Origin of the sequence: Bacillus sp. NTK071 (genome assembly GCF_017303315.1) — a bacterium.
GTDB lineage: Bacteria > Bacillota > Bacilli > Bacillales > Guptibacillaceae > Guptibacillus.
This window is the reverse complement of the sequence record NZ_JAFKOI010000002.1, coordinates 287843-305116: the sequence shown is the minus strand read 5'-3', so window position 1 is coordinate 305116 and position 17274 is coordinate 287843. Positions and strand designations below refer to the sequence as shown.

Here is a 17274-nt window from a genome sequence, read left to right as displayed (position 1 = left end):
ATAAGAAGCATAATCTTTCAATGGAGGCGATGTTAATGGAATGGAAGCAAATGCCTGTCGGTCCTGTTCAAGCGAATGCAGGATTGCTGTGGAATGAGAAGAACGAAGCATTACTAATTGATCCTGGTGCAGAAGGGGGGAGGATCAAACGAAAAATCGAAAAGTTAGAGTTAAAACCTATAGCTATTCTCTTAACGCATGCTCATTTTGATCATATTGGCGCTGTTGATTTAATGCGAGAGACATACGAAATTCCAGTTTATGTCCACCAATATGAAGAGAAGTGGCTCTCAAATGCATCGTTAAACGGTTCAAAGCTATTTCCTATTGTTGAAGATATCGAAGGTAAACCCGCAGATCATCTAATTGATCGTGAAGGCGAAATGACTATCGGTTCATTTACGTTTCAAGTCCTAGAGACCCCTGGCCATTCTCCTGGTAGTGTGTCATTCTATTTCAAAGAATCAAATATTGTATTCTCAGGAGATGCGTTATTTGCAGGTAGTATTGGTCGAACTGATCTTCCAGGTGGAAATCAAAAACAGCTACTAGAGAGTATACATAATCGGCTTCTTGAACTACCGGAGCAAACGATTGTCGCTTCTGGACATGGACCTGTTACTACAATTGAACAGGAAATGGTGGGAAACCCGTTCCTAAATGGCTTCTCTTTATAAGTGATGGACCTTCTACAAATGATAATGAGCGAGATTAGGCAAAGCGACGATAATGCAATTACTTACGAAAGATACATGTCATTAGCTTTATATCACGAACGATATGGGTACTATCGTTTAGATAAAGAAAAGGTAGGACGAAACGGTGACTTTTACACGTCTACAACAGTTCATGACATATTTGCCCGTGTTATGGCAAACGTAATTAGTAAGGATCTTTCAAACATGCTAATGGAGCCCATTATTGTCGATGTAGGATCAGGAGACGGAAGATTTATACAAAGTTTTCTTAAAGAAGTAAAAAATATTGATCCCCTGTTATACAATAAGCTCACTTATTACGTGATTGAATCAAGCCCATACCATCAGAAATTAATTAGGGAACGAGTCAATTCAGCTAATATACGAATTTTTTCTTCTCTTACAATCCTTCAAGAGGAAATGCCCAGGTTAAACGGTCTTCTTTTCTCAAACGAATTGTTAGATGCTTTTCCAGTTCGAGTTCTAGAGAAATACGATGGCGAATTATTGGAAGTATGCGTCGGTCTTGATGATGAGGATAAGCTTATAGAGGTGTACAAACCATGTACAGACTTAGGGATAGGAACATGGATGAAGCAGTATGGATATCCAATCTCTCATAATCAACGTTTTGAAGTACCTTTAAAAATGACGGAATGGTTGCATCGTACTTGTGAGTGGTTATCGAGCGGAAAAATTTATACCATTGATTACGGCTACACAGATGAAGAATGGAAAGAACCTGCAAGAAGAAGAGGGAGTTTGCGAGGCTATCACAATCATCAGCTTATCACCGATTCACTTCTGAACCCTGGTCAAATGGACTTAACAACGCACATTCCTATCGACACAGTTCGAAAAGTTGGAGAACAATATGGGATCAACTGGCTTTCCTGTGAACCACAGGGAACATTTCTTTTAAAACATGGTCTTTGGAATTATCTTAAGAAGTCCAACCCTGACGACCCATTTTCACTTGAACAGAAACAGAATCGAGCTGTAAGGTGGCTTTCAGAATCCAACCAATTTCATGTTATGGTGCAAGAGAAAAATACACATTAAAAAGACGATGCCGCTAAGCATCGTCTTTCTAATGTTCTAATTAATGTCCACCTGAGCCAGGTGTCATCATGAACACAGACCAGTATGAAAAACCGACCATAAATAATGTTAAGTATACACCAAAAATATACAAATAAGTACGTTCTGTTAAGTTTAAATAACTTAACGCTAAAAACATGCCGGCCTGGCCAAGGAACAGCAATCCTAATACTGGCATCTCACCGACAAAGCCCATTAGTGAGAAAATGCCGGTCCAGAAAGCTAAAACTCGGTACATTCTAGGCATAAAAAGTTCCTCCCTTGCTCGTTCATTCCCCATACATATCGTATTATATATGAGTTCTTGTCAAAAAGTAAATGCTAGTCTTATGGCAAAATCGTGTCTTTCGTTAAGTAACCTTGAAAAGGGTTCCAATTTATTATCCCAAATCGTTCACAAAAATACAAACTTTTTTCTTGTACAATATTTGTTTAACTATTGTATAATGTGGGTAAAGATAAGCATCAACGGAAAACGAAACCGGGAGGAATTAAAATGGAAGATAAATTATTGTTTTATACGTACCCAAGTTGCACATCATGTCGTAAGACAAAAGCGTGGTTGAAAGAAAATGGTGTAGATTTTGAAGAACGTCATTTATTTAAAGACACTCCAACAATCGAAGAATTGAAAGAAATTATTACTTTGTCTACTGAAGGAATTGAAGAAATCCTTGCCAGAAGAAGCAGTTCGTTTAAAGGGCTTGATATTGAAATTGAAGATCTAACTTTATCTGAAATGTTAGAACTAATGCACAATGAACCGAAATTACTTAGAAGACCTATTGTAACAAATGGTAAAAAGCTAATCGTTGGATACAATAAATCAGGTTTACAGAACTTGAAGCAACGCAAAAAGAAACTTGCAGTTGTTTCGTAAATGAAATGGCTGGGCTAGCTGGATTCGAACCAGCGCATGACGGAATCAAAATCCGTTGCCTTACCGCTTGGCCATAGCCCAAGAGTTAACTTCCCTGTTAGTATGAACTTTGAAAAAAGATCTTATACAAAAGGTGGAATCTTTTTGAAATCAGTTTATTCTAGACTGTTTCAGCATACAGAAGTGGGATGTTTATTTGACTAGCAAATTCAATTACCAAATATAGTGGTTTAAAGGAATGTCCTATAGAGTTAGTGAATAAGATAAAAACATAATCCATGTCACAGCGATATGTGGAAAATATTCCGCGTGTCGCTTTTTTGTGTGCAATGAAAAATAAATCATAAAAAGTTCGAGAGTATCAATCTGAAATAAGTTATTCTAGAAGTATTAGCTGTAAGAAATGGAGAGATGAGCAAATGACATGGGATCAGAACTTCATCGAAACAGATCGAGGTACTTTTGAAGTCTTCTCAAAAGGGGATGGACCACCTCTTTGTGTGACGCATTTATATTCAGAGTTTAACGAGAGCGGTGATTACTTTGCAGATGCTTTCACCGAGAACCATACAGTGTATTTAGTTAATTTAAGAGAAGCTGGAGGGTCAGATGGTGCAAGGGCGCCACACGAATTATTTATGATTGAATCGATCTTTGATCTAGAAAGTATTCGAAGAGCACTGCGAATAACTCAATGGGTATTTGCAGGTCATTCTACAGGGGGAATGCTTGCTTGCATATATGGTATCCATGCTTCCTCGTCGCTTAGAGCAATGATTGCAGTCGGATCGGCTGCAAGAGAATATGGATCATCTTCTTCGGCTTGCATATATCACCAGAAACACCCTGACTATCATTTAATGCAGCATTACATTGAAGAATTGAAAGATCCAAATCTTGATGAGGGAAAACGGCAGTTCATCTCAAGAGAGCGAACTAAACTCTCCCTGTATAAACCTGAACAATATGAGAACTATTTCACTAAAGCTATACAAAAGAAGATGGCAACAGCCCGAATGAACTTTTTTGCTAGAGAAATTCTTCAATTTGATTTAACCAAACAACTTCACAATGTGAATACACCAACCTTAGTGATCTGTGGTGAGTATGATGTCCAGTGTCCTCTTGAATTCTCAGAAGAAATGGCAGCAGAAGTACCTGGAGCACAACTGGCTGTTTTCAAACATAGCAATCACTATCCATTTCTTGAAGAAGAACAGGCATTTAAGAAAGTGGTCCATCAGTTTATTGAAGAAGTTAATGAGGTCTCTTCCTAACAAATTATAATTTTTTTCGGATGAGAAGGAATTGTCAAATAGGTGGCGAATCCTTCTTCTTACGGTTTTAAAAATCTTGACTGATTTTGCCGTCAATCGAACTGGAAGGAAGGTGTGTAATTGCTGAACATTGAAGAAAAAGGTCAGGAGATCATTAAACAAGCGATGGAGGTTGGAGCGTCAGATGTTCATTTCCATCCGAAAGAAAAGGGAGCGCTCATTCAGTTTCGCGTCGATCATCGTCTTTATGATGCAATGTGGCTTCCACTAACAGTATGTGAAAAGCTATTGTCCCATTTTAAATTCTTAAGTGGAATGGACATTGGTGAAAAGCGTCGCCCTCAGAATGGGGCAATGGACATGATTCTTTATCCTCGAAAGCTTCATCTTCGTCTATCTACCATCCCCACTCCGTATCATGAAAGTCTCGTTGTTCGAATTCTTCCACAGGATGAAACCCATACCTTTAAAGAGCTATTTCTTTACCCCTCAACAGCTAATCGACTCCTCCAAATTGTTAGTTGCAACAGTGGCCTATTCATGATTACTGGTCCAACTGGATCAGGTAAAACCACCACTATGTATTCACTTCTGCAAACGTTAAGTATTAAGCGCCATAGACGCGTCCTCACAATCGAAGATCCCATTGAGAAAAGAAATCCTGATTTTATTCAAATGGAAGTAAACGAGAAAGCTGGTCTTTCCTATTACGAAGGCTTTAAAGCAGGTCTTCGGCACGATCCGGATATATTAGTAGTCGGTGAAATACGAGATGAGCAAACAGCGCAACTCGCCATAAGAGCGAGTATGACCGGGCATTTAGTCGTTTCCACCCTCCATACAGGTAGCACGCTTGAATGTATTCCGAGACTTCTTGAATTTGGAATTCCTCTCCATTACATCGCCCAAACCTTAAAGGGTGTTGCTACCCAAAGACTTGTGCCTCTAAAATGCCCTTATTGTAAGGTTTGTTCTTTAGAATGTTTAAAGCGACGCAGTCGAAGAAAGCTTGCTGTCGTTGAAATTCTTGCAGGTTTGCACCTACAAAAAGCCCTTAATGAGCCTGAGACCTTATCCATACCAGGTCAATCTACAATTAAAGATTTAATTCTTCGAGCCTATGCACTTGGTTATATTCAAAAAGAAACGGTTGAAAAAGAACTGGGGTTATGGAACCGTGAAACGATACAATTGGAAGCTTAATCGAAAAGCGGATTTTCTCTCACGCATAGGAAAAATGCTGGAAGAGGGATATCCTCTTTCGAAGGCACTTGAAGTATATGCGTTATATCAAAATGATCAAACTCGTTCCAACGTAGAAAAAATCATGAACAGGCTGAAAGAAGGAGATTCATTTCACGATGTGCTTTCTGATTTCCAATTCCCACCTGATATTCTTTCCTACTTATATATGTCCGAGCAAAGAGACTTTGCTACTGGAATATCAGCCTCAGGACAATTAATGAAAACGAGAAGTGAATGGCAAAAGCGACTTCGAAGCACGCTAGCTTACCCAATCTTTCTCTTCTGGATGACTGCCATTATGTTATTCGTGGTAGGAAAGTACTTATTGCCTCAGTTCAATACACTGTATGAATCCCTCGACGTTCCTTTACCGCTTGTATCAAGAATTTTCATGAAGCTTGTTCACTTTATGCCTGCGATTGTAGGAGTTATCTTTCTTCTTTGTGTCGCATATTACCTATCATCATTGATGAAGAATAAGCGAACTTCAGCTGTTAACAAAATGCTTTTCTATAGCAAACTCCCTTTTGCCCATCTTTTCATTCCCCTTTATCTCACACACCATACATCTCTCCATCTTGGACTTCTTCTTCAAAGTGGTCTCTCAATTTCTGAAGCGTATGTCTTACTTAAGAAACAATCTCATTTTATATTCTTTCAGGAGGAAGCTGAGCGCGTCTCAAGGTCGTTAATGAGAGGGGAGCGGCTTGAAGTCTTATTTGAAAACACTCGATTATATGTTCCGGAGTTTAAAGAGATTCTCATGCATGGCCAGGCAAGTGGGAATCTCGGAAGTGAATTAATTCTATATGGGGAGGTGGTAGGTGAAAGATTTCAAGAATTAGTAAAGAAAGGATTTGTCATTCTTCAACCCGTTAGCTTTGTTGGTGTAGGTCTCGTTGTCATGCTGATGTTTATGTCTATTTTGTTACCTATGTTTTATTACTTACAATCCATTTAGGGAGGAAAATGAACGTGAGAAAATTAATTCATTTAGTGAACCAGGAAAAGGGATTTACGTTAATTGAAATGATGATAGTTATTATGATCATTTCTGTTTTATTGCTCATTGCGGTACCAAGTTTAACCAAAAACAATGAGGTGGTTGAAGGTAAAAGTTGTGAAGCCACTGTTAAAGTAGCTCAAACACAGGTGGCTGCATATAAAGCTGATAAGAAGGCATTTCCTGCTTCAATCGACGATTTAGTTAGCGAAAAGTATCTAGATATGGAAGAAGCGACATGCCCTGGTGGACAACCATTAACAATAACCAATGGAAAAGTGGCTGCTGGTGCTAAACCGACATCTTAATGATCTCACTTCAAAAGGTTACACGCTTATTGAAATGCTCATCGTTCTCTCCGCATTCTCTATTCTCCTTTCACTTGTCTTTCTTCAAATTTCACCAACTCAAACGGCCTCTTCAACTCGTCATTTTATCGAAGAAATGCAAGCAGATCTTCGCCTTACTCAGGAACTTTCTTATGCAGATGGAAAATCGCACCGATTTTCCATCTCACCTGATACCCATTCGTATAGTATCCAAAGTACCGCTTCAAACGTTATTAAAACACGTGATATTCCGAAACAAATTACAATTGAAAAGGGTACCCTTGGGTATCAAATTGTATTTGGTGCAAATGGTAATGTTCAAAAAGCAGGAACTCTTTTTATTAAAACTGAAGAGGAGGAGTATAAGCTTGTTGTCCAGGTTGGCGCCGGTCGTTTTTACCTTGAAAAACTCTAGGGGATATACATTACTTGATGCGTTAACGGCTTTATCGATTTTAAGCATTTTATCTGCAAGTGTACTTCCGCTATATACCCACATATATGAAGAGCGCTCAATCATTAGAGAAAGAAAAGAGGCTACAATCCTGCTTGGACAATTTTGGAATGAACTTGTATTAGAAGAAATGACACCACCCCTCGAGCGAGTAACAGGTGATGTCCCATACACATTCGAGATTTCCTCAAATCAGCTTTGTGTATCCTTTCAAGGTACTCCAAGAAGGAATACAGTCATTTGTAGGAGTTTGCCACATGAAGAATAGTCAAAGGGGTATGACATTGATTGAATTAATGCTCACAGTGACGATTCTTGTGGCAATAGTGAGTGTACTGCCTATTCTCATGAATGCAGCAGTTAAAAGCACAGGTGATGATCTTCAGCAACAGGAAGCGCAATTGTTTTTTCGTCTTTTCTGTAAAGAAGTTAGGGAAGCTTCTCGGATAACAATCGTCGGTGATAACGTAGAACTATTGAAAACGGATGGAACACTTGCACTATATGAACGGTATGGATCGTCAATTAGAAGGAGGGTGAATGGAACTGGGCATGAGGTTGTACTACAGCATATTAGGAAGTTGAAAGTTGGACGAATAGGAAAGAAAGTGACAATTGAGGTGGAGCTTCAAAATGGAAAAAGTCAGAAACGTGTTGTTTTCCAGATTGCAGATGAGGCTTAATGAGCTAGGGTATATGACAGCTATGGTGATGCTCATTAGCACGCTAACCATTGGATTTATCTTACATTTATGCACAATCACAGAAAACGAAAGAGAGTTTCTTAATCGAGAAGAAGAGCAAGATCGAAAGGAATCCTTGCTAGTCCTAGGGATGAGAGATACAATTTCATATATAACTAAGAGTGGCAGTACAGCTACTGAACAAACGTATTCTTATGAAGAAGGTACAATCACGTCAGTTATTTATTTGCAATCGACTGATGAACTGAAAATAAAGATCAATGGAGCTACGCAAACAGGTACCCGTATAGCAGCTACATTTTATTATAATGTAGTAAAGGGAAAAGTCACAAAGTGGGGAGAAGAATTAGGATGAAGGCAATATACTTAACAGGATTTATGGGTTCGGGCAAAACAACTATTGCTGAAAAGTTATCATTCGAGTTAGCCGTACCTGCTATTGATACGGATGACCACGTTGAAGAAGTAACGGGGAAAGCAATTCAAGACATTTTTTCATCAGAAGGAGAAGAGGCTTTTCGTAAGTATGAATCTCAGTCGCTTGAGACCCTACCAAATAAGAATGTCATTATTAGTACAGGTGGAGGTATTATTCTCAAGGAACAAAATCGAGAATATATGAGGAAACATGGGACCGTTATTTACTTGCATTGTGAGCCTGAAGAGATTTTAAAGCGTCTTGAAGGTGATTCTTCGAGACCATTGCTTGCTGGAGACAACAAACAAGTTAAGGTTCAATCGATTTTCTCTGAACGTCTTCCATTATATCGTGAAGCACATTTTGAAATTGATACGACTAATCGTTCTGTTAGTGAGATCGCTAACGAAATACAAGGCATTATTGGTTAAATTGGTCAAAAGATGGGCATCCTAAGTGTAGAATATACTTATAAAAGGATGAGTACAATGTCATCAAATGATCTAGTGAAATTTATGACGCAGCAAGTGGTCTCATATATTGATCAGCCAAAAGAAAAAAGACAGAATCAGCGTGCTGAACGTAAAGCAGCGAAACAGCCCTTTTTGTTCCGTTGGTTCGGCATCATTCCTATGGCTATCTCCATGTTTGTGAAGAAGGGAAATCGTTAAGCTCGGACAAGTGTCCGAGCTTTTTTCATGGAGTTATGCTTGTGATTCAACGCCTGGTCCAAGATAGAATATGCCACCATTAATGATATCTACTGTGATGACAGGCTCGTATTGTTTCCTAAGCGCTTCTTTCTCAACATGGTAGCTTTCCACATCGGTGCTTCCATCATAGAACTGATCAAGAAGAAGTTGGTCTGCCGCCCATCGTTTCTTCGCCTCGTCTGCCCAACTATGTTCTTCTTGTGAGACAAGCATGTCAATAACACCCTCAAGGCGAGTTAAGCCACTTGAAGGTTTGATAATTGGACTGATCGTGAAGGTGTAATCTGGGATTTTCGGTGTAAGTGATTTTTTGAGAAGTAAATCATGAAAATCACTTACGACTGCACCACTTACAAGGTGCAAACCGAGTGATAACAAGCGATGCTTTTTTCGATCGCATTGATAAGATACCTTTATATTGAGTCCAAGCCATGGATGGAGTGGAAGCTGTTGATGCGGTGAGGTTGGAATCTCTTCATACAGTCGGATATAGGACGCAAGCTTTTTGGTTGAAGAAAAAATCTGATGAAGCCTTGGTGCTCCGAAATGAATAAACTCACCTTTTTCCTCGATGTGCTGGTTTGTAATGAGTGAAAGTGACATGGGACGAGGAGTTCCACCGATTTTCTCTAAATAATGCCAGTAGAATGGACGGTTCATCAATTCTTTATCGAGTTGAACTGTTAGTTGAACAGAAAGAGCACCAGGCCTTTCATTTAGAATGGTACAGTCATTGGCAACGAAATACGAGCGCAGGTAGTTATGAATATTTTCTTGTCGCATCCGTATCCTCCTTCTGATTCTGCTGGTAGTTGATTAACTCCTTTATATTCTCCATCTTAATGCGAATCTCACCTTCACTTTCAGAGTGAAGTAAAATATCTGAAATATGCTTTTCGATATCACGCATACCAAGTCGTGTTAGAATTTCATCGAGCTGCCCAATGACGCTTTCAAAGAGTTGGATTTTTTCATAAAGCAGGGTTAGGATGTGCTCTTCGACTGTATGTTTTGTAGCAAAATTATAAATATGAACATCGCTTTCCTGTCCAAGTCTATGAATACGTCCAATTCTCTGTTCGATTCTCATTGGGTTCCATGGAAGATCATAATTGATTACATGCTGACAGAATTGGAGGTTGATTCCTTCACCACCAGCTTCTGTAGCAATGAGCACTTTTGCATGATTTTTAAACAGTTCTTTCATCCAATCCTTTTTGCCGCGCTTAAATCCCCCTCTGAATGGAACAGAAGTGATCCCGTGTTCTTTAAGGAACCATTGTAGATAGATCTGTGTTGCTCGATATTCAGTGAAAATAATCACTTTACCTTCAATAGTTTGGATAAGTTCAAGAGCTTTTTGAGCTTTGGAGTTAGTTGGTACGCCTTCAATCTTCTTAATTAGCTCATTCATTAATGCACGAGCTTGATCAGTGACGTTTTCTTTCTCTAGCATTTTCTTAAGCGTCATATAAGCTGCTTCTCGACTAGAGCATATTTCTCTTAGCAACGTAATAATTGAAAATTGACTACGTGTAGCGACAGGTTCTTTCTTTAACGCCTCAACGGATCGATATAGGTCCTCTTCCTCTGGGCTTAACGTAATTGGAACAGTTTCCACAATTCGTTCAGGCCAGTCCATACCAGTATCCTCACGACGGTTTCGCACCATTACCTTCTGAATTAGCGCTTTCAGTCTTTCTTCATCCTCAACACTTTTTTCTTTTCCTTTATAATCTTTCTCAAAGTTCTCGTAGCTTCCTAGATGACCTGGTTTAAGAAGAGAGACAAGATTAAATACTTCATCCAGACGATTCTGAACGGGTGTTGCTGTTAAGAGAAGGCAGAATTTTTTAGGAAGATGCTGAACAAATTCATAGTTTTTTGTTCGGCTGTTTTTAAGTCTGTGTGCTTCATCAATAATAACCATATCGTATTGCTGGTCATATACAATAGAGCGGTGTGGCTCACGTTTTGCTGTATCAATTGATGACACAATCACATCACACTGGTCCCATACATAGCTTTTTCGTTGAACAACTGCAGGGATATAGAACTTTTGATTTAATTCAATAGCCCACTGGGAAACGAGTGATGCTGGAACAAGGATCAAAACCTTTTTGACTAGTCCTCTGATCATGTATTCCTTAATAATAAGGCCAGCTTCAATAGTTTTCCCAAGTCCTACTTCATCGGCTAAGATTGCTTTTCCATTCATTTCCTCTACAACTCGTCGTGCAGCTTCAAGCTGGTACGGGTGAGGAGTTAGGTGTGGTAGGTGCGCAGGTGCCTGCAAACCTGTAAAAGATGGAATTGCTGTATGCTTTTCTGCTTCGATTGCAAGTTTAAACAGCTCCCAATTTGCCCATGGCCCATCCTCTTCTATTTGCTTAATAAAGTTATTTGTCCAATCTTGATCGAAATGCAGTTCTGTCCTCATTATGAAAACCCTTTCTAGCAAGATGTTAATTACGAATGATATTTTTTTAATATGTATTAATGTTCGCCTTTTGTAAATTAGTACAAATACTTTCAATCTTAAAAAGATTGTTGCCAACCTTACTCTGGTAGTGGTAGGATTGAAATCGAAAGCATTACTAGTATGAATCAAACGATGAAATCCAATACCTTAAAACTGAAAATAGGCGAATGAAAGCAAGAGGAGAGACTGCCGTGTGCAGCGCCGAAGGAGCAAGCAAATTTGTGAATCTCTCAGGCAAAAAGACTCTTGCTAGACGCACCTCTGGAGAGAGCTATTATAGCCGCCAAAGATGTAATTCTCGCTATTGTGAGAAGAAACTTTCAGGTCAACGGGACAGAGAAACTGCGCTTTATACAGCGGGTTTCTCTGTCCTTTTTTTGTACTGATAAACGACTCAGGGAGGTAATAAGATGAATTCCTTATTAAAAACACCATTATATGAAACTTATCAAGAAATGGGAGCAAAAACGATTGACTTTGGAGGTTGGGCACTTCCTGTTCAATTTTCGAGTATTAAAGAAGAACACGAAGCGGTTCGAACTCGCGCTGGTCTTTTCGATGTTTCTCATATGGGAGAAGTTGAAGTAAGAGGCGAGGAGGCACTTGCTTACCTTCAAAAGATGATGACGAATGATGTGAGTAAGCTTAAGGTAAATGGTGCTCAATATACGGCCATGTGCTACGAAGACGGCGGAACAGTTGACGATTTGCTTATTTATAAACATGCAGAGGATCATTATTTACTTGTTGTCAATGCAGCGAATACAAAGAAAGATTATGAATGGTTGGAGAAACACCTTGAGTCTGGCGTTTCCATTAAGAATATTTCAAGTGAGATGGCACAACTTGCTATTCAGGGACCTAAAGCTGAAACGATTCTACAACGTCTCACAAGTACAGATTTAAGTTCAATTGGCTTCTTTAAGTTCCAAAACGACGTAAAGATTGATGATATTAATACACTCGTCTCAAGGACTGGATATACAGGAGAAGACGGATTTGAACTTTATACTGCATGGGAAGATGCACCCGCTTTATGGAACATCATTCTAGCTACTGGAGAGCCTGAACACATTCTACCTTGTGGCCTCGGTTCACGAGACACATTACGTTTTGAAGCTAAGCTCGCACTTTATGGTCAAGAATTAACAAAAGATATTTCGCCTCTTGAAGCTGGAATTGGTTTTGCAGTTAAGACGGGTAAAGAAGCAGATTTTATTGGAAAGAGTGCGCTTGTAGCACAACGGGAAAACGGACTGGAACGGAAGCTAGTCGGAATTGAAATGATTGATCGTGGTATTCCAAGGACCCATTATTCGGTATATAAAGGCGAAGAGCTTATTGGTGAAGTAACGACAGGAACACAGTCACCTACACTAAAGAAAAATGTGGGCCTTGCTTTACTTAAGAAAGAGTATACAGAGCTTGGGACTGAACTGGATGTGGAAATTAGAAAGAAACGTGTACGGGCAAAAGTCATTCCATCACCATTCTATAAGCGAGAGAAATAAAGGGATACCGAGGAGGAGAAGAGACATGAAACATCGTTATTTGCCAACAACTGATCAAGATCGCAAAGAAATGCTTGAAACCATTGGAGTAGAATCTGTACAGGAACTTTTTGCTGATATTCCAGAAGCTATTCGCTTTAAAGGTGAACTTAATGTAGAGAAACAGCTTTTTGAACCGGAACTCATTCGCTATATGTCTAAGCTTGCTTCAAAGAATGCGAATACACAAGAGAACGTTTCGTTTTTGGGTGCTGGTGTTTATGACCATGCCATTCCATCTGTCGTTGACCATGTCATTCGCCGCTCTGAATTCTACACAGCTTATACACCTTACCAGCCGGAAATCTCACAGGGAGAATTACAGGCTATTTTTGAGTTCCAAACTATGATTAGCGAACTTACAGGAATGGAAGTTGCTAATTCATCTATGTACGATGGACCAACTGCCCTAGCAGAAGCTGGTTTATTAAGTGCAGGTCAGACAAAGAAGAAGAAAATTATCGTTTCAAAGGCTGTGCATCCTGAAGCTCGTGCGGTTATTGATACGTATGCAAGAGGACAGCATCTTTCTGTTACGGAAGTAGATTCAGTTGATGGTGTGACTGACCTTGATAAACTGAAGAGTGAAATTGATGAAGACACAGCGTGTGTGATGGTTCAATATCCAAACTTTTTTGGTCAATTAGAGCCGTTACCAGAGATTGAAAAGCTTGTTCATGAGCAAAAAGCAATGTTTGTTGTATCAAGCAATCCCCTTGCGCTAGGTCGTTTAACACCTCCAGGAGAAATGGGAGCTGATATCGTAGTGGGAGACTGTCAACCATTTGGTATCCCAGCACAGTTCGGAGGACCTCATTGTGGATATTTTGCCGTAACGAAAAAGCTAATGCGTAAGGTGCCAGGACGATTAATTGGGCAAACCACTGATGATAAAGGGCAGCGTGGTTTTGTTCTTACCCTTCAAGCGCGTGAGCAACATATTCGTCGTGATAAAGCCACATCCAACATTTGTTCCAATCAGGCATTAAATGCACTCGCTTCATCAGTTGCGATGAGTGCGCTTGGTAAGGAAGGTGTTCGAAACATGGCTGAGCAGAACATCAAAAAGGCTCATTACGCAAAGGTGCAATTGGAAAAATCTGGTGCGGAAACAGTGTTTGATGGAGTTTATTTCAATGAATTCGTCGTTAAATTGAATGGTTCCGTTAAAGAACTAAATCGTAAGCTTATGAAAAAGGGCTTTATTGGTGGGTATGACCTTGGCCGTGATTATCCAGAGCTTGCAAACCACATGTTGATTGCTGTAACAGAGAATCGTACAAAAGATGAAATTGATGCATTTGCAGAAGAAGTGGGGGGAGCACAATGAACACAACTAAAGACCAGGCTTTGATTTTTGAACTGAGCGAGCGAGGACGAATTTCGTATAGTCTTCCAGAACTTGATGTGCCTGATGTCGATCTTGACCAATGGCTACCTGAGGAATTTAACCGCAAAAACGAACCAGAGCTTCCCGAAGTTTCAGAACTTCAACTCATGCGTCATTATACTGCTCTTTCAAAGCGTAACCATGGTGTAGACTCAGGTTTCTATCCACTTGGATCTTGTACGATGAAGTACAATCCAAAAATTAATGAGGACGTAGCAAGATATCCGGGATTTGCATTTATTCATCCATTACAGGAAGAAGAAACGGTGCAGGGAGCACTTGAAATGATGTATAACCTTCAACAGAACCTTGTGTCTATTACAGGTATGGATGAAGTTACGCTGCAGCCTGCTGCCGGTGCCCATGGAGAATGGACTGGACTGATGATGATTCGCGCTTATCATGAGGCAAACGGAGATTATAACCGTACAAAAGTCATTGTTCCTGACTCGGCGCATGGAACAAATCCAGCTTCGGCAACAGTTGCGGGATTTGAAGCTGTAACAGTAAAGTCAAATGAAAGAGGCATTGTTGATCTTGAAGACTTGAAGAGAGTAGTAGACGGAGATACGGCCGCACTCATGCTCACTAACCCGAACACACTAGGTTTATTTGAAGAACAAATTACAGAGATGGCTGAAATTATTCATAATGCTGGCGGAAAGCTTTATTATGATGGTGCGAACATGAATGCAATCATGGGAGCAGCTCGCCCTGGAGACATGGGCTTTGATGTCGTGCATTTGAATCTTCATAAAACATTCACGGGCCCTCACGGAGGAGGCGGTCCTGGGTCTGGACCAGTTGGTGTAAAAGCTGATTTGATCCCGTATCTTCCGAAACCTGTGCTAGTAAAAGAAGATGGAGCGTATCGTTTTGAATATGACCGACCTCAATCGATTGGTCGTGTTAAACCTTACTACGGTAACTTCGGCATTAATGTGCGCGCGTATACTTACATCCGCACGATGGGTCCTGAAGGATTGAAGCAAGTTTCAGAGAATGCTGTATTGAACGCAAATTATATGATGAGACGTTTACAGGATGCATTTGTTCTTCCATACACACAGCATTGTAAGCACGAGTTTGTTATCTCTGGTAAGAATCAAAAGAAACTTGGTGTTCGTACGCTGGATATGGCAAAGAGACTGCTTGACTTTGGATATCATCCTCCGACCATTTACTTCCCTATTAATGTAGAGGAATGTATGATGATTGAACCAACGGAAACAGAATCTAAAGAAACGTTAGATGAGTTTTGTGATCGTCTGCTTCAAATTGCAAAGGAAGCAGAAGACAATCCGGAAATTGTACAGGAAGCACCGCACACGACAGTAATTGGTCGCCTAGACGAAACAACAGCAGCTAGAAAACCTATTTTACGTTATCAAAAGGCGTAATCATAAACAACAAAGAATTAGTTACTTAACCTTCTTATTAATCGTAAAGAAAACCTTTAACAAAAAAAGCAGCTGCGCAAATGCAGCTGCTTTTCTACTTCTTTTTAACTTTGCCGCCCCATTTTTTGAAGCCGCCTTTCAGTTGATACAGATCTTTAATACCGTGTTTTCTTAGAATGCTTGCAGCACGAGCTACAATAATGCCGTTGTAATCGTACATATAGACTGGCTGGTCTTTACGGATTTCTTTAATGCGCATTTTTAACTGACTGACAGGGATATTTCTAGCGCCAAGAATATGGCCATTGTCAAACTCATTTGGTTCGCGAACATCAATAAGTTGAGCTTTGCGATACCCTGCGCGAAATTCTTCTTCCGTTAATGTCTTCACATTCTTTTTTTGCATGAATCGCGAAATGACAATATAGACAATAAACGCGACGAGTATTGCGATTGCGATAATCCATTCCATAAAATGTGTTACACCCTTTCAAGTAAAATCGACAACTTTAAGTTTACACGTCTTTTCAGCTTTCCGCAAAAGAAAATAACGATGAGAGAAAAAAAGAGTGATTGAGATGAAGAGAAGTAGGTGTAAATCATTTAAGCTAGTTTATTAGGAATAAATAAGTAAGTTCAATGGTCATCTTTTTTATCGTCTGCTAGAATAAAATAGGTGTTAGAATATTGACGTGGTAAAGGAGTTCCTGTAATGAAGCAATGGGCATTTATTAATTCTGGAGAACGTTCTCCAGAATATAATATGGCGCTTGATGAAGCGTTACTTAAATGGCACAGCGAAGGGTTAATTCCCCCAGTTATACGTTTCTATGGTTGGAATCCCGCAACCTTATCAATCGGGTATTTTCAACAAGTCTCTCGTGATATTAATTTAGAAGCTGTTAAAGCGTATGACCTTGGTTTTGTAAGAAGGCCGACTGGTGGACGAGCAGTTCTACACGATAAAGAAGTAACTTACAGTGTGATCGTTACGGAAGACTATCCGGATATGCCTTCTACTGTGACAGAGGCTTATCGCGTGATTTCTGAAGGTCTTTTAATAGGTTTTCAAAAGTTAGGTCTTGATGCATACTTTGCTGTTCCTAAGACGGAAGAAGAAAAAGCAGAGCTTCGTGCACCTCGATCAGGCGTTTGTTTCGATTCACCTTCCTATTATGAGCTTGTTGTAGAAGGTAGAAAAGTAGCTGGAAGTGCACAAACGAGACAGAAAGGCGTCATTCTTCAACACGGTTCCATTTTACTTGATATCGATGAGGACAAGCTTTTTGATTGTTTTAAATTTAAAAATGATCGGATAAGGGAACGAATGCAGCGAGGCTTTCGTAAAAAAGCCGTAGCAATTAACGCCCTTCGTCCAACCCCAGTATCTATGGAAGAAGCGGTAGAGGCTTTTTACGCTGGATTTGAAAAAGGACTTAACATTGACCTTGTACCATACCGATTATCTGATGAACAAGAGAACTTTGTGAACCAATTAGCAAAAGAGAAATATTTAAGTAATGAATGGAATTACAGCAAATAAGCACCTAACCAGGGTGCTTTTTCCTATTGACTTAACAAGAACAAATGTTCTAATGTTATAGATGGTACATAAGGTGAAGAAACAAAA

21 protein-coding genes, 1 tRNA gene and 1 riboswitch are annotated in these 17274 nt (G+C 39.7%); of the genes, 17 read left to right on the top strand and 5 right to left on the bottom strand.

Annotated elements, in window-relative coordinates; translation table 11 throughout:
* Positions 1–35 precede the first annotated feature (35 nt).
* Complete coding sequence (locus JI666_RS05820; protein WP_206889789.1) at positions 36–677, top strand: MBL fold metallo-hydrolase; 642 nt, start codon at positions 36–38, stop codon at positions 675–677.
* Positions 678–695: 18 nt separating this feature from the next.
* Positions 696–1760: an SAM-dependent methyltransferase gene (locus tag JI666_RS05815; RefSeq protein ID WP_206889788.1), complete on the top strand. Its 1065-nt coding sequence runs from the start codon at positions 696–698 to the stop codon at positions 1758–1760.
* Positions 1761–1800: 40 nt separating this feature from the next.
* Here the strand turns inward: JI666_RS05815 and JI666_RS05810 are convergent, their stop codons facing one another.
* A complete protein-coding gene (locus JI666_RS05810; protein WP_098444207.1) occupies positions 1801–2046 on the bottom strand; it encodes a DUF2626 domain-containing protein in 246 nt (81 codons plus the stop codon).
* Between the two features lie 249 nt (positions 2047–2295).
* Between JI666_RS05810 and JI666_RS05805 the strand changes: the two genes are divergently transcribed.
* Entirely contained in the window at positions 2296–2679 is a 384-nt protein-coding gene (locus JI666_RS05805) for a Spx/MgsR family RNA polymerase-binding regulatory protein (protein ID WP_206889787.1), read from the top strand.
* 6 nt (positions 2680–2685) lie between these two features.
* On the opposite strand, the gene JI666_RS05800 is transcribed toward JI666_RS05805, so the two are convergent.
* Positions 2686–2760 (bottom strand) — tRNA-Gln (locus JI666_RS05800).
* 338 nt (positions 2761–3098) lie between these two features.
* On the opposite strand from JI666_RS05800, the gene JI666_RS05795 reads away from it, so the two are divergent.
* The 10 genes from JI666_RS05795 (at position 3099) to JI666_RS05750 (ending at position 8780) form a co-directional block, all read left to right on the top strand.
* Positions 3099–3956: an alpha/beta fold hydrolase gene (locus tag JI666_RS05795; RefSeq protein WP_206889786.1), complete on the top strand. Its 858-nt coding sequence runs from the start codon at positions 3099–3101 to the stop codon at positions 3954–3956.
* Between the two features lie 120 nt (positions 3957–4076).
* Positions 4077–5159, top strand: a complete 1083-nt coding sequence (gene comGA / locus JI666_RS05790; protein ID WP_206889785.1) for a competence type IV pilus ATPase ComGA — start codon at positions 4077–4079, stop codon at positions 5157–5159.
* The gene (gene comGB, locus JI666_RS05785) at positions 5134–6162 is read left to right on the top strand and encodes a competence type IV pilus assembly protein ComGB (RefSeq protein ID WP_206889784.1); all 1029 of its coding nucleotides are present in this window, start codon (positions 5134–5136) and stop codon (positions 6160–6162) included. The genes comGA and comGB overlap by 26 nt, the downstream gene beginning before the upstream one ends.
* A gap of 14 nt (positions 6163–6176) precedes the next feature.
* Positions 6177–6512, top strand: coding sequence for a competence type IV pilus major pilin ComGC (gene comGC, locus JI666_RS05780; protein WP_414635128.1), 336 nt, complete (start codon positions 6177–6179; stop codon positions 6510–6512).
* Entirely contained in the window at positions 6493–6948 is a 456-nt protein-coding gene (comGD, locus tag JI666_RS05775) for a competence type IV pilus minor pilin ComGD (protein WP_206889780.1), read from the top strand. The genes comGC and comGD overlap by 20 nt, the downstream gene beginning before the upstream one ends.
* Complete coding sequence (locus tag JI666_RS05770; RefSeq protein WP_206889778.1) at positions 6935–7255, top strand: type II secretion system protein; 321 nt, start codon at positions 6935–6937, stop codon at positions 7253–7255. The genes comGD and JI666_RS05770 overlap by 14 nt, the downstream gene beginning before the upstream one ends.
* Positions 7245–7670: a competence type IV pilus minor pilin ComGF gene (locus tag JI666_RS05765; protein ID WP_206890385.1), complete on the top strand. Its 426-nt coding sequence runs from the start codon at positions 7245–7247 to the stop codon at positions 7668–7670. Before JI666_RS05770 ends, JI666_RS05765 begins: the two co-directional genes overlap by 11 nt.
* Positions 7621–8046, top strand: a complete 426-nt coding sequence (comGG, locus tag JI666_RS05760) for a competence type IV pilus minor pilin ComGG (RefSeq protein WP_206889777.1) — start codon at positions 7621–7623, stop codon at positions 8044–8046. The genes JI666_RS05765 and comGG overlap by 50 nt, the downstream gene beginning before the upstream one ends.
* Positions 8043–8540, top strand: a complete 498-nt coding sequence (locus JI666_RS05755) for a shikimate kinase (RefSeq protein WP_206889775.1) — start codon at positions 8043–8045, stop codon at positions 8538–8540. The genes comGG and JI666_RS05755 overlap by 4 nt, the downstream gene beginning before the upstream one ends.
* Before the next feature lie 57 nt (positions 8541–8597).
* The gene (locus JI666_RS05750) at positions 8598–8780 is read left to right on the top strand and encodes a YqzE family protein (RefSeq protein ID WP_206889773.1); all 183 of its coding nucleotides are present in this window, start codon (positions 8598–8600) and stop codon (positions 8778–8780) included.
* Positions 8781–8813: 33 nt separating this feature from the next.
* Here JI666_RS05750 and JI666_RS05745 read toward each other — a convergent pair whose 3' ends face one another.
* Positions 8814–9605 (bottom strand): YqhG family protein, encoded by a 792-nt coding sequence (locus JI666_RS05745; RefSeq protein WP_206889771.1) that lies wholly within the window; start codon positions 9603–9605, stop codon positions 8814–8816.
* Complete coding sequence (locus JI666_RS05740; RefSeq protein WP_206889769.1) at positions 9583–11262, bottom strand: DEAD/DEAH box helicase; 1680 nt, start codon at positions 11260–11262, stop codon at positions 9583–9585. Before JI666_RS05740 ends, JI666_RS05745 begins: the two co-directional genes overlap by 23 nt.
* Before the next feature lie 209 nt (positions 11263–11471).
* A riboswitch (glycine riboswitch) is annotated at positions 11472–11560 on the top strand.
* 154 nt (positions 11561–11714) lie between these two features.
* On the opposite strand from JI666_RS05740, the gene gcvT reads away from it, so the two are divergent.
* Genes gcvT through gcvPB form a run of 3 tightly spaced genes read left to right on the top strand, consistent with a single transcriptional unit; the run spans position 11715 to position 15644 of the window.
* Positions 11715–12815, top strand: coding sequence for a glycine cleavage system aminomethyltransferase GcvT (gcvT, locus tag JI666_RS05735; RefSeq protein ID WP_206889767.1), 1101 nt, complete (start codon positions 11715–11717; stop codon positions 12813–12815).
* Positions 12816–12840: 25 nt separating this feature from the next.
* The gene (gcvPA, locus tag JI666_RS05730) at positions 12841–14184 is read left to right on the top strand and encodes an aminomethyl-transferring glycine dehydrogenase subunit GcvPA (RefSeq protein ID WP_206889765.1); all 1344 of its coding nucleotides are present in this window, start codon (positions 12841–12843) and stop codon (positions 14182–14184) included.
* Positions 14181–15644 (top strand): aminomethyl-transferring glycine dehydrogenase subunit GcvPB, encoded by a 1464-nt coding sequence (gene gcvPB, locus JI666_RS05725; RefSeq protein ID WP_206889763.1) that lies wholly within the window; start codon positions 14181–14183, stop codon positions 15642–15644. Before gcvPA ends, gcvPB begins: the two co-directional genes overlap by 4 nt.
* A 94-nt stretch (positions 15645–15738) precedes the next feature.
* Here gcvPB and JI666_RS05720 read toward each other — a convergent pair whose 3' ends face one another.
* Positions 15739–16116: a rhodanese-like domain-containing protein gene (locus JI666_RS05720; RefSeq protein WP_206889761.1), complete on the bottom strand. Its 378-nt coding sequence runs from the start codon at positions 16114–16116 to the stop codon at positions 15739–15741.
* 240 nt (positions 16117–16356) lie between these two features.
* Here JI666_RS05720 and lipM point away from each other — a divergent pair, with 240 nt between their 5' ends.
* Positions 16357–17187 (top strand): octanoyltransferase LipM, encoded by an 831-nt coding sequence (lipM, locus tag JI666_RS05715; protein ID WP_206889759.1) that lies wholly within the window; start codon positions 16357–16359, stop codon positions 17185–17187.
* Positions 17188–17274 lie beyond the last annotated feature (87 nt).